This window comes from Leclercia adecarboxylata (assembly GCF_035787115.1).
Classification (GTDB): domain Bacteria; phylum Pseudomonadota; class Gammaproteobacteria; order Enterobacterales; family Enterobacteriaceae; genus Enterobacter; species Enterobacter adecarboxylatus_E.
In genome coordinates this window covers 621,782-633,963 of record NZ_JALKTL010000001.1, presented here as the reverse complement: position 1 = coordinate 633,963, position 12,182 = coordinate 621,782, and the positions used below count along the sequence as shown (strand labels likewise).

General features: G+C 59.7%; 10 protein-coding genes. 7 read left to right on the top strand and 3 right to left on the bottom strand.

Translation table 11 applies throughout. The features are described from left to right. Window positions 1–19 precede the first annotated feature (19 nt). The 3 genes from MXM41_RS02940 to paaZ all read right to left on the bottom strand — a co-directional run bounded on the left by MXM41_RS02940 (window position 20) and on the right by paaZ (window position 6,776). Window positions 20–1,996: an alkyl/aryl-sulfatase gene (locus MXM41_RS02940; RefSeq protein WP_325929809.1), complete on the bottom strand. Its 1,977-nt coding sequence runs from the start codon at window positions 1,994–1,996 to the stop codon at window positions 20–22. Window positions 1,997–2,287: 291 nt separating this feature from the next. After that, a complete protein-coding gene (tynA, locus tag MXM41_RS02935) occupies window positions 2,288–4,555 on the bottom strand; it encodes a primary-amine oxidase (RefSeq protein ID WP_325929808.1) in 2,268 nt (755 codons plus the stop codon). Window positions 4,556–4,730: 175 nt separating this feature from the next. Further along, window positions 4,731–6,776, bottom strand: a complete 2,046-nt coding sequence (paaZ, locus tag MXM41_RS02930; RefSeq protein ID WP_325930833.1) for a phenylacetic acid degradation bifunctional protein PaaZ — start codon at window positions 6,774–6,776, stop codon at window positions 4,731–4,733. Between the two features lie 282 nt (window positions 6,777–7,058). Between paaZ and paaA the strand changes: the two genes are divergently transcribed. From paaA to paaG, 7 genes are read left to right on the top strand one after another with little or no spacing between them, the layout of a single operon-like run. Continuing rightward, window positions 7,059–7,988, top strand: a complete 930-nt coding sequence (gene paaA, locus MXM41_RS02925) for a 1,2-phenylacetyl-CoA epoxidase subunit PaaA (protein ID WP_325929807.1) — start codon at window positions 7,059–7,061, stop codon at window positions 7,986–7,988. An 11-nt stretch (window positions 7,989–7,999) separates the two neighbouring features. After that, the gene (paaB, locus tag MXM41_RS02920) at window positions 8,000–8,287 is read left to right on the top strand and encodes a 1,2-phenylacetyl-CoA epoxidase subunit PaaB (protein WP_103179812.1); all 288 of its coding nucleotides are present in this window, start codon (window positions 8,000–8,002) and stop codon (window positions 8,285–8,287) included. An 8-nt stretch (window positions 8,288–8,295) separates the two neighbouring features. Continuing rightward, entirely contained in the window at window positions 8,296–9,042 is a 747-nt protein-coding gene (gene paaC / locus MXM41_RS02915) for a 1,2-phenylacetyl-CoA epoxidase subunit PaaC (protein ID WP_325929804.1), read from the top strand. A gap of 14 nt (window positions 9,043–9,056) precedes the next feature. Next, on the top strand, window positions 9,057–9,551 hold the full coding sequence (gene paaD, locus MXM41_RS02910) for a 1,2-phenylacetyl-CoA epoxidase subunit PaaD (RefSeq protein WP_325929803.1): 495 nt from the start codon (window positions 9,057–9,059) through the stop codon (window positions 9,549–9,551). A gap of 7 nt (window positions 9,552–9,558) precedes the next feature. After that, window positions 9,559–10,629, top strand: a complete 1,071-nt coding sequence (gene paaE, locus MXM41_RS02905; RefSeq protein ID WP_325929802.1) for a 1,2-phenylacetyl-CoA epoxidase subunit PaaE — start codon at window positions 9,559–9,561, stop codon at window positions 10,627–10,629. Beyond that, window positions 10,626–11,393 (top strand): 2,3-dehydroadipyl-CoA hydratase PaaF, encoded by a 768-nt coding sequence (paaF, locus tag MXM41_RS02900; RefSeq protein ID WP_325929801.1) that lies wholly within the window; start codon window positions 10,626–10,628, stop codon window positions 11,391–11,393. Before paaE ends, paaF begins: the two co-directional genes overlap by 4 nt. Window positions 11,394–11,395: 2 nt before the next feature. Next, entirely contained in the window at window positions 11,396–12,181 is a 786-nt protein-coding gene (gene paaG, locus MXM41_RS02895) for a 2-(1,2-epoxy-1,2-dihydrophenyl)acetyl-CoA isomerase PaaG (RefSeq protein WP_325929800.1), read from the top strand. The last annotated feature ends 1 nt before the right edge of the window (window position 12,182 follow it).

Genomic DNA, 12,182 nt, shown 5'->3' with positions numbered 1-12,182 from the left:
CGCCCGCAGGCTTGTAGGTTTACGGTGTAACAATGTTGAACCAGAATTCAAATTTATCCATGTAGCCCAGCATGGTATCAAGTTTCGTTCCGTCACCGGTAACTTTCACCGCGCCGCTCTCCTCAGCCTGTTTCAGGGTGGTCTCCTTGAGGATAATTTTGTTCAGCGTGTCGCGGTTCAGCGTGATGGTGGCGTCGGCGTCGGTTGCTTCGGCGTTGGCGGTGTGGTTCAGCACCCCGTTTTCCAGCTCCAGCTTGTACTTGCCGCCGTCGCTGCCGAGGTCGATGTTAAACACCGATTTTGCCGTTCCGGCTTTTTCACCGTTAATGTGAACCGCCAGATAGTCGAAGAACATTTCCGGCGTCATCGCCCGCACCGTATCCGGGCTTGCGGTGTTCGGGGTCGGGCCTTTCACCACGCCGTTACGCAGCTCCTGCGCGCCGGTGAGGTAGAAGTTACGCCACGGGCCCGATTCGGCCTGGTAACCCAGCTGCTCCAGCGCGTCGGCCTCCAGATTGCGTGCCGCCTGGTTGTTCGGATCGGCAAATACCACCTTGCTCACTACCTGCGCAACCCAGCGATAGTTACCCTGGTCGAAGTCGGTTTTGGCCTTCTGCAGGATGGCGTCAGCACCGCCCATATAATCTACGTATTTCTTCGCCGCTTCTTCTGGTGGCAGTTCGTCCAGGGTGGCCGGGTTGCCGTCGAACCAGCCGAGGTACAACACGTAAGTCGCTTTCACGTCGTGGCTCACCGAGCCGTAATAACCCCGGTTAGCCCAGGTGTGCGCCAGAGAATCCGGCAGCTTGAAGTTAGCGGCGATTTCATCCCGGGTCATACCTTGGTTCGCCATACGTAACGTCTGGTCGTTGATGTAACGGTACAGGTCACGCTGGCTTTTCAACAGCTTGACCACATTGTCGTTACCCCAGGTCGGCCAGTGGTGCTGGGCCATCAGCACCTCGGCTTTATAACCCCAGCGCACAATGGCTTCGTTAATGTATTTCGACCACGGCAGTGGCTCGCGGATCTTCGCGCCACGCAGGGAATAGGTGTTATGCAGGGTGTGGGTCACGTCCTCGGCGGATTCGATCAGTTTTTTCTCTTCGATATACCAGAGCATTTCTGACGGCGCTTCTGAACCCGGCGCCAGCATAAAGTCATAGGTCAGGCCGTCGATGGTCTCTTTCTGGCCGTCTTTTTCTATAATGTTAGTCGGGGCAAGCAGAGTGACGGTCCCGGCGGAGGTGGTTGTGCCGAGTCCTGCACCCACCTGGCCTTTAGGATCGGGTTTAAGCAGGTTGCCGTACATGTAGCTGGCGCGACGGCTCATCACGTTCCCGGCCATAATGTTTTCAGCGACTGCGGCTTCCATAAAGCCGGCCGGGGCGTAGATTTTCACTTTACCGGCTTTAACATCGGCCTCGTCCACTACGCCGCGCACGCCGCCGTAGTGGTCAACGTGGCTGTGGGTGTAGATGACGGCGACCACCGGTTTTTGCCCGCGGTTTTTAAAATAGAGATCCATCCCGACTTTTGCCGTTTCGGCCGAAACCAGCGGGTCAACAACAGTAATACCGGTCGCCCCTTCGATAATGGTCATATTGGACAGATCAAGGTTACGGATCTGATACACCCCGTCGGTCACTTCAAACAGGCCGCTGATATTAATCAGCTGCGCCTGACGCCATAAGCTGGGGTTGACGGTGTCCGGTGCTTTTTCGCCTTCTTTGATAAAGGCGTATTGCTGCGGGTTCCAGACCACATTGCCCTGTTCGCCTTTGATCACGTCCGTAGGAAGCGCGGCGATAAAGCCTTTATGAGCATCGGTAAAGTCGGCGTTGTCGGAGAAAGGCAACTGGCTAAAGAGGGCATTATTGGCTTGCTGAGTGGCGGCGGCGGCTTCTTTTGGCGCTTCTGCTGCAAAGGTTGGGCTGCTGGCAGAAATAAAGAAGCCAGCAAGGGCAAGGCTTCTTGCTATCACATTTAATCTCATCCTGAAAACCTCTCATTGTGCATACAACGGCATAGTGGAAAACCTGGCGTGATGACCAAAAAAACGTTCTAAGGCAGGCTGCCCGGTTGGGAGGGACATGATTAACTATAAGCAAATAATGACATTCAGCAAAAATCTGTTAGCAATAATTTAATAGTTTGTGTGAATTTTTCACGCCGCAGCGCTGCGCTGTTGTTGTTCAGAAAAGCGAAGCTGCCACCCGACAACACACACTGCGCAGACGAAAAAAAGCCGGGCTATCTGCCCGGCCTGTCGCACTCGCATACCGCCTTACTGCGCCTCTTTCTTCTTGCCCATAGACGGCGTCTCGTCGAAGAAATTCCAGGGTTTGAGCAGGGCATGCACCCACTCGGTTGGCATAATCGGCCACTCCTCCGCACGGGCCACGTGGGTGGTGCCGGTGGTGATCCACACCACGTCATCCTGGTTATTCAGCGACTCGTTATCCTTGCTGAACTGGCCCAGCCCCTGGTCATGGGCGGAACGGTTCGGGAATTTCCCTTCCGGGTACATCTCGTTCGGATGGTAGCGGGTCACCCACAGCTGTTTATCCATAAAGCTCAGGCGGTGATAGATCCACTCGTCCGGGGCGAACTTCGCGCCGGTCGCCACCGGATGGGTGCCGCCCGCATACGGGATAATCTGATAGGAGACCGGGTTGCCCATGCGGTTCTCCTTACTGGTGTTGCTCAGCAGACGAATGGTGCCCGGGTCAAACTTCTGTGCCGCCTGCTGCTCGCTGTCGATATTGTACTGGTTGACCTGCATGGTACTGGTACGCGGGCCACCCGCCGTGTTCGGCTTCACCTCCGGATCCATCGCCACCAGGGTGTTGTTCGTGCCATCCACGTCCAGATCCAGACGGAAGTTATAGATGTGCTGGTGGGTGGTGCCGACAATATTGTGGTCGATCAGGGTGCCGTACTTCGTATCCTCTTTGGCGCTCGGATCGTGCATGGTTTTCGCCATCACCCCTTTCACCGCTTCGATACCTGTCGCCCCGGCATCAATGCCGATGGTGCCATTTTCGTGGAAGATCCAGTCGAAGATATAGTCATAGTTCCCTACGGTGCTGATCCAGCGCACCACCAGTTCACGACGCTCGGTGCTGACGTTCGGCTGGTTCATCTCCTGGTGCTTATACTCCGGTCCGGCGTAGCGTTCGAAAATCGCCATCGCCCGCGGGATCTCCATCGGCGCACCGGTGTAGTCCGGGATGGTCTGATTCAGCAGTACGGCGTTAGACGGCACATCTTTGCCGCGCACCAGCGGGGAGGTGAGGGTACCCATACCGTAGTCGCCGGAATCCAGATAGGCTTTGAAGTACCAGCCCACATCCGGATCGCCGTAGGGAACGATCATCCCGCCCAGCGACCCCTCGTACATCACCTGGCGTTTTTTGCCGTTATCGTTAAAGGTGACGGTGGAGATGATAGGCCCAACGCGCGAATCCAGGCTCAGGTGGAAATCCCAGTTCTGCCAGTGGATCATGTTGCCGGTAATAGTGTAGTTCTTGCCTTCCGGCTCGACGATCTCCAGCGGTTTATGTTCTACCGGCTCGCGATCGCGGCCATCATACGGACGGGACTGCATCGGCACCGGCACAATGGCGCCTTCTTCAATTTTGACGATTTTCTTCTCAACCAGATCGACGACCGCCACCAGGTTCTCAATCGGGTGCGCCCAGTAGTTGCCGTCGCCGGTATCCAGGTAGCTCACCACCTTCAGCAGGCGATCTTCCTGCTTCAGACCATCCTTACCGTCAAAGTAGCCGACCGTCAGCGGGGTGGTCATCACCTTGCCCGGGTCGTTGATGCCGCGTTTCTTCAGCGCATCAGCATACTCTTTATTACTGGTGACAATATTCTGCACGGCCATGAAGTCATCCAGCAGCACCATACCGTGAGCATCTTTAATCGCCTCCCAGTGCAGGATCTTTTTGTCGTTCAGATCCACCAGGGCTTCGACGACGAATTTGCCGTCCAGCATGGTGATCGCAGCCTGACGTGGCGCATCTACCGCTGTACCCTTGAGCACAAAATCCCACACTTTGGCTTTTTCCGGCTCAGACAGCGCGATCTGGGTGAAACGGGTATTCGGTTTAAAGTCCGGCGAAGCTTTCACAATCTCGACGGCCTGTTTGATCTCATCCGCCGACAGGGCGTTCAGCGGGTGCGGGGTCTTCTCAACCTGGAAGGTCTGGTCAAGGCCTGACTGGAAGACATCGTTGACAAAGGTATCGGAAACCCAGGCCTTATTGTCTTTCATCACTACCGGTGCCTGCAGGGTTAGCGGCTTGCCGTTGACCATGGCGGTCATTGCGCCCGGCTTCACTTTGATGAAGGCCCCGTCTTTGCTGATGGTGAACATCTGGGCATAGTCGTCCCATTTCACATCAGCGCCAAATTCGGTCAGGGTTTTATCCATTTCAACCATATGCGCTGCACCACCGTGCGCCAGCGCCTGGCCAGAAAAGAGACAGGCAAGGGCCAACGCCAGCGCCGTTTTACGCGGAGAAAAAATTGAGGAGCTTCCCATGATTAACCTCTGTTGTATGTGTTGTTATCCACTCAGGACCGCTGTTCTGCGCGCGGTTTATTCATTGCCAACATAGCAATAACGCTGCGGGTACCGTTTGCCTGCATTTGCCAGATGTTTTGCCAGATGTGCCAGAAGCCGGGTAACGTGCGCGACGTTACCCGGAGGGAAGGGATCAGGCGTCAAAATCTCCGTGCTGGCGTGATACCAGCGTCAGAATGGAGTAGAGCGCTACCGGTTGCTGGTGCTGGTTGAAAATCTCAACCGCCCATTCCACCACGCCGGTCGGTTTCTCATCCGCCGTGCGCTGTTTCTTCAGGGTCTTGCGCTTACAGGTCAGACGCACCTGAATGGTATCGTCCGGTTTCACCGGCTCGATAAAGCGCAGGTTTTCCATGCCGTAGTTGGCGATTACCGGCCCGACGCCCGCATCCACGAACAGCCCCGCCGCGGCGGAGATCAGGAAGTAGCCGTGCACCACGCGCTCGCCGAAGATCGACTCCGCCGCGCCAATCTTGTCCATGTGGGCGTAGAAGTGATCCCCGCTCAGGCAGGCAAAGTTGACGATGTCGGTCTCGGTCAGGGTGCGGCGCGGGGTCAGCAGGCTGTCACCCGGCTGCAATTCCTCGAAATATTTGCGGAACGGATGGACGCGGTCCTCCTGCACCTGAGCGCCACGCACCCACTGCTGGCTGATAGCGGCCAGCATGCTCGGGCTGCCCTGGACAGCCGTGCGTTGCAGGTAGTGTTTTACCGCCCGCAGGCCGCCCAGCTCCTCGCCGCCCCCGGCGCGTCCCGGGCCGCCGTGCACCAGCTGCGGCAGCGGGGAGCCGTGGCCGGTGGACTCTTTGGCCGACGCTTCGTTGAGGATCTGGATACGACCGTGGGCGCGGGCGGCACCGGCAATAAACTGACGCGCCAGACGCAGATCGGCGGTCACCAGCGTCCCGGCAAGGCTGCCTTCACCGGCGCGGGCCAGGGTCATGGCGTGCTCGCGGTCCTGATAGGGCATCAGGGTCGCCACCGGACCAAAAGCTTCGGTAGCGTGTACGGCCGGGGTTTCGTCCGGCTGCGGGCAGAACAGCAATGTCGGCGGGAAGAAGGCCCCGGCCGCGTTCAGGTCGGCTTTACCGCCCAGACGGATCTGACAGCCTGCGGCGACCAGGATATCGACTTTCTCCTGCACGTCGGCGCGCTGGTCGGCGTTGACCAGCGAACCCATCTTCACCCCTTCCTGAGCCGGGTCGCCGACCGCCACTTTTTCCAGGCGGGCGATCAGCGCCTGGCTGACGGCCTCCACCTGCGTCTGGGGCACAATGATGCGGCGGATGGCGGTACATTTTTGCCCGGCCTTCGCGGTCATCTCCCGCACCACTTCGCGAATAAACAGCGCAAATTCCGGCTGCTCCGGGGTAACGTCATCCCCTAACACGCAGCAGTTCAGGGAGTCGGCCTCCATGGTGAAGGGAATGGATTTAGCGACAATGTTCGGGTGCACGCGCAGCGACTGGCCGGTTACGGCGGAGCCGGTAAAGGTCACCACGTCCTGGCTGTCGAGCTGGTCCAGCAGATCCCCGGCGCCGCCGCAGATCAGGCTGATGGCGCCGTCCGGCACCAGGCCGCTGTCGATAATGGCTTTGACCATCGCCTGGGTCACCTGGGCGGTGGCGGTGGCCGGTTTGATTATCGCCGGCATCCCGGCAAGCCAGGTCGGGGCCAGCTTTTCCAGCATCCCCCAGCAGGGGAAGTTAAAGGCGTTGATGTGCACCGCGACGCCGGATTTTGAGGTCAGGACGTGACGCGCGGCGAAACCGCCCTCTTTTGACAGGGGGATCAGCTCATCTTCCGGCCACAGGGTGTCGTCCGGCAGTTCACGGCTGCCGAGGCTGGCGAAGGTAAAGAGAGTGCCGATCCCGCCTTCGATATCCACCCAGCTGTCGGCGCGGGTCGCCCCGGTTTGCGCGGAGAGGGCATAGAACACCTCTTTCTGGCTTAGCAGATGTTTTGCCACCGCTTTCAGCATCGCGGCGCGCTCAATAAAGGTCATGGCATGAAGCGCTTCGCCGCCTTTTTCAATGGCGTAACGGCGCGCGGCGGCCATATCCAGCCCTTCGCTGGTAACGGTGCAGAGGGTTTCGCCGCTGATGGCGTGTTGGATAGTGCGCTCACGGCCCCGGCCAGACTGCCAGGTGCCGGACAAGAAGCTGGCTAACTGCTGCATCATTCTCTCCAGATGGTTCGTGATTTCACTATAAATAGTTCGTTTGTGAATCATAAAAAGCAAGCGACTTGTTAATGTTTTATTAACATTGTGATCTCGCTTTATCTTCTGCATTGCCACAAGCCGCGCTGTGTCTGGCCTGTCGAAATGTCTTGCGAGCCTCATCACAAAATGGATAAAGGCTTCTTGGGTTTGTCATTAACCTTTGTGTAACTTTTATAAAACAAAGTGATTCATCATTGAATGACAATTGCCAGTTAAACGAATCAAAAGGGTGATGACGTGACGGAAGAACAACGCTTTGAGCAGCGCATCGCGCAAGAGACGGCCATCGAGCCGCAGGACTGGATGCCTGACGCGTACCGTAAGACGCTGATCCGCCAGATTGGTCAGCATGCGCACTCTGAAATTGTCGGCATGCTGCCGGAAGGTAACTGGATCACCCGCGCCCCGACGCTGCGCCGTAAGGCCATCCTGCTGGCAAAAGTGCAGGATGAAGCCGGGCACGGTCTCTACCTCTATAGCGCGGCGGAGACGCTGGGCTGCGCCCGGGAAGACATCTATCAGAAGATGCTCGACGGCAAGATGAAATACTCCTCCATCTTCAACTACCCGACCCTGAGCTGGGCCGACATCGGCGTGATTGGCTGGCTGGTGGATGGCGCGGCCATCGTTAACCAGGTGGCGCTGTGCCGTACCTCCTACGGCCCCTACGCCCGTGCGATGGTGAAAATTTGTAAAGAAGAGAGTTTCCACCAGCGTCAGGGCTTTGAGGCCTGTATGGCGCTGGCCCAGGGGAGCGAGGCGCAGCGTCAGATGTTGCAGGACGCCATCAACCGCTTCTGGTGGCCGGCCCTGATGATGTTTGGCCCGAACGACGACAACTCACCGAACAGCGCCCGGAGCCTGGCCTGGAAGATCAAACGTTTTGGCAACGACGAACTGCGTCAGCGCTTTGTCGATAACACCGTGCCGCAGGTAGAGATGCTGGGCATGACCGTCCCGGACCCGGACCTGCAGTTTGATGCCGAAAGCGGCCACTACCGCTTTGGCGAAATCGACTGGCAGGAGTTTGACGACGTCATAAACGGACGCGGCGTCTGTAATCACGAACGCCTGGCCGCCAAGCGCAAAGCCTGGGAAGAGGGGACGTGGGTGCGCGAAGCCGCACTGGCGCACGCCGAAAAACAACACGCCCGCAAGGTCGCATAAGGGGAATTAAGATGAGCAAAACATACTGGCCGTTGTACGAAGTCTTTGTCCGCAGCAAGCAGGGTTTGTCCCACCGTCACGTGGGTAGCCTGCACGCCGCCGATGACCGTATGGCGCTGGAAAACGCGCGCGACGCCTACACCCGTCGTAATGAAGGCTGTTCCATCTGGGTGGTAAAGGCGAGCGAAATCGTGGCCTCGCAGCCGGAAGAGCGCGGCGAGTTCTTCGACCCGGCGGAAAGCAAGGTCTACCGCCATCCGACTTTCTATACCATCCCTGATGGCATCGAGCACATGTGAGGCCCGGGATGAAAACGTTAACGCATTATGTTCTGCGCCTGGGTGATAACGGGCTGGTGCTCTCCCAGCGTCTGGGCGCCTGGTGTGGCCATGCCCCTGAGCTGGAGATCGATCTCGCGCTGGCTAATATCGGCCTCGACCTGCTGGGTCAGGCGCGCAACTTCTTAACTTACGCCGCGGAGCTGGAAGGCGAGGGCGACGAAGATACGCTGGCTTTCCAGCGCGACGAGCGCCAGTTCAGCAACCTGCTGCTGGTTGAGCAGCCGAACGGCAACTTCGCCGATACCATTGCCCGCCAGTACTTTATCGACGCCTGGCACGTGGCACTGTTTACCCGCCTGACTAACAGCCGCGATCCGCAGCTGGCCGCCATCGCCGCCAAATCCATCAAGGAAGCCCGCTACCACCTGCGCTTCAGCCGCGGCTGGCTGGAACGCCTCGGCAACGGTACGGACGTATCCGCGCAAAAAATGCAGCAGGCGGTTAACGAGCTGTGGCGCTTTACCGCCGAACTCTTCGAGGCCGACGAGGTTGACCTGACCCTGGCCGCCGAGGGGATTGCCGTCGATCCGCGCAGCCTGCGCGACGCGTGGGAAGCGGAGGTCTTTGCCGGGCTGAGCGAGGCATTGCTGAGCGTGCCGGAAGAGGCTGCCTATCGCAGCGGCGGCCGGAAAGGGCTGCACACCGAACATCTGGGGCCGATGCTGGCGGAGATGCAGTATCTCCAGCGCGTGAACCCCGGTCAGCAGTGGTAAAGCAGGAGAGCGCCATGCAACACGTCGACATCGCTCCCGCCGCCGTCCCGCAGATCTGGTCGCTGTTAAGCCAGATCCCGGACCCGGAGATCCCGGTGCTGACCATCACCGATCTGGGCATGGTGCGCAGCGTTACGCCGCAGGGTGAAGGCTGGGCCATCGGCTTTACGCCGACCTATTCCGGCTGTCCGGCTACCGATCATCTGATGGGCGCTATCCGCGACACGCTGACCGCCCACGGCTATGCCCCGGTGCAGATCACCATTCAGCTCGACCCGGCCTGGACCACCGACTGGATGACCGCGGACGCCCGCGAGCGTCTGCGTCAGTACGGCATCAGCCCGCCGGCCGGACACAGCTGCCATGCGCATCTGCCCGTTGAGGTGACCTGTCCGCGCTGCGCCAGCACCCGCACCACGCTTATCAGTGAATTTGGTTCCACGGCCTGCAAGGCGCTGTATCGCTGCGACAGCTGCCGTGAACCCTTCGACTATTTCAAATGTATCTGAGGTTGCCATGACAACGTTTCATTCCTTAACGGTGGCAAAAGTGGAGCCCGAAACCCGCGATGCGGTGACCATTACCTTCGCGGTTCCCCAGGCTTTACAGGAGGCGTATCGCTTCCGTCCGGGCCAGCATCTGACGCTAAAAGCCCGGCTTGCGGGCGAAGAGCTGCGCCGTTGCTACTCCATCTGCCGCAGCGCCCGTGCGGGCGAAATCAGCGTGGCGGTGAAAGCCATCGACGGCGGCCGCTTCTCGCGCTATGCCCGGGATGAGATCAAGCAGGGGATGGCGCTGGAGGTGATGGTGCCGCAGGGTCACTTTGGCTATCAGCCGCTGGCTGAGCGTGAAGGTTGCTATCTGGCGATTGCCGCCGGCTCCGGCATCACCCCGATGCTGGCGATCATCGCCACAACCCTGACTACCGAGCCCAACAGCCAGTTCACGCTGATCTACGGCAACCGCAGCAGCCAGAGCATGATGTTCCGCCAGGCGCTGGCCGACCTGAAGGACAGCTATCCGACCCGCCTGCAGGTGGTCAACATCTTCAGCCAGGAGACCCTGGACAGCGAGCTGCTGCACGGACGCATCGACGGTGAAAAACTGCAGGCGCTGGCGAAACACTTAATCGACTTCAGCCAGTTTGACGAAGCCTTTATCTGCGGCCCGGCGGCGATGATGGACGAGGCCGAACAGACGCTTAAGGCGCTGGGGATGCCGGAAAAATCGCTGCACCTTGAGCGCTTCAACACGCCGGGCTCGACCATCAAGCGCACGCATACGGTACAGACCGAGGGGCAGAAGGTGACGGTGCGCCAGGACGGACGCGACCGCGAGATCACGCTGACCGCCGACGACGAAAGCATTCTCGACGCGGCCCTGCGTCAGGGGGCGGACCTGCCTTACGCCTGTAAAGGCGGGGTCTGCGCCACCTGCAAATGCAAAGTGCTGCGCGGCAAAGTGGATATGGTCACCAACTACAGTCTCGAGCCGGATGAAGTGGCGGCAGGCTACGTGCTGAGCTGCCAGGCCCTGCCGCTGACCAGCGACGTGGTGGTGGACTTTGACGCGAAGGGGATGGCATGAGCGACCTGATCGTTGCCCGTCACGGACGGGTGCTGCATCTGACCCTCAATCGCCCGGCGGCTCGCAATGCGCTGAACAACGCCCTGTTGAGCGAGCTGGCAACCGCCCTCGAAGCCGCGGCAGGGGACAGCGAGATCTCGGTGTGTGTGATCTATGGGAACGAACGCTTCTTTGCCGCCGGGGCCGATTTGCATGAGATGGCGGAAAAAGATCTGCCCGCCACTCTTAACGACGTTCGCCCGCAGCTGTGGGCGCGCATCAACGCCTTCAGCAAGCCGCTGATTGCCGCCGTCAATGGTTACGCGCTGGGCGCGGGCTGTGAGCTGGCGCTACTGTGCGATGTGGTGATTGCTGGTGAAAACGCCCGTTTTGGCCTGCCGGAGATCACCTTAGGCATCATGCCCGGCGCGGGCGGCACCCAGCGCCTGATCCGCTGCGTGGGTAAATCCCTTGCCAGCAAAATGGTGCTGACCGGGGAGAGCATCACCGCCCGTCAGGCGCTGGCGGCGGGTCTGGTAAGCGACGTCTGTCCCGACGCTTTAACCCTGGAATACGCCCTGCAGCAGGCGGCGCTGATGGCCCGCCACTCGCCGCTGGCATTGCAGGCGGCGAAGCAGGCCCTGCGCCAGTCTCAGGAGATGCCCCTCAACGCCGGGCTGGTCCAGGAGCGTCAGCTCTTTACCCTGCTGGCCGCCACCGACGATCGCCGGGAGGGGATCGACGCCTTTTTGCAAAAACGCACCCCAGACTTTAAAGGACGCTAACCATGGATTTCATTCTGTGTCACGTTGAGCAGGGCGTAATGACCCTCACCCTGAACCGCCCGGAGCGTCTCAACAGCTTCAACGAGGAGATGCACCAGCAGCTGGCGGCGTGCCTGAAGCAGGCGGAGCGCGACGACACCATCCGCTGCCTGCTGGTGACCGGTGCCGGACGCGGTTTTTGCGCCGGGCAGGATCTGAACGACCGCAACGTCGACCCGAACAGCCCGGCGCCGGATCTCGGGATGTCGGTGGAGAAATTTTACAACCCGCTGGTGCGCCGTCTGGCAAAACTGCCAAAACCGGTCATCTGCGCGGTGAACGGCGTGGCAGCTGGCGCAGGTGCTACCCTGGCGCTGGGCTGCGACATCGTCATCGCCGCCCGTTCGGTTAATTTTGTGATGGCCTTCAGTAAGCTCGGCCTGGTGCCGGATTCCGGCGGCACCTGGCTGTTGCCGCGCCTGACGGGTCGCGCCCGGGCGATGGGACTGGCGCTGCTGGGGGAGAAAATCAGCGCTGAACAGGCGCACGCCTGGGGGATGATCTGGCAGGTGGTGGATGATGCCGAACTGACCGACACCGCCCGCCAGCTGGCTGTGCATCTGGCCTCGCAGCCGACCTTTGGCCTGGGGCTGATTAAGCAGGCGATCAACGCCGCTGAAACCAATACCCTGGACGCGCAGCTGGATCTGGAGCGCGACTATCAGCGCCTGGCCGGACGTAGCGCTGACTACCGCGAAGGGGTCAGCGCCTTCCTTAACAAACGCGCGCCGCAGTTTACGGGGAAATAAG

Excerpts from the sequence above, each read along its gene's own strand:
- MXM41_RS02940 (WP_325929809.1), bottom strand. The coding sequence starts at position 1,996 with ATGAGATTAAATGTGATAGCAAGAAGCCTTGCCCTTGCTGGCTTCTTT.
- tynA (WP_325929808.1), bottom strand. The coding sequence starts at position 4,555 with ATGGGAAGCTCCTCAATTTTTTCTCCGCGTAAAACGGCGCTGGCGTTG.
- paaZ (WP_325930833.1), bottom strand. The coding sequence starts at position 6,776 with ATGCAGCAGTTAGCCAGCTTCTTGTCCGGCACCTGGCAGTCTGGCCGG.
- paaB (WP_103179812.1), top strand. The coding sequence starts at position 8,000 with ATGAGCAAAACATACTGGCCGTTGTACGAAGTCTTTGTCCGCAGCAAG.
- paaC (WP_325929804.1), top strand. The coding sequence starts at position 8,296 with ATGAAAACGTTAACGCATTATGTTCTGCGCCTGGGTGATAACGGGCTG.
- paaD (WP_325929803.1), top strand. The coding sequence starts at position 9,057 with ATGCAACACGTCGACATCGCTCCCGCCGCCGTCCCGCAGATCTGGTCG.
- paaE (WP_325929802.1), top strand. The coding sequence starts at position 9,559 with ATGACAACGTTTCATTCCTTAACGGTGGCAAAAGTGGAGCCCGAAACC.
- paaF (WP_325929801.1), top strand. The coding sequence starts at position 10,626 with ATGAGCGACCTGATCGTTGCCCGTCACGGACGGGTGCTGCATCTGACC.
- paaG (WP_325929800.1), top strand. The coding sequence starts at position 11,396 with ATGGATTTCATTCTGTGTCACGTTGAGCAGGGCGTAATGACCCTCACC.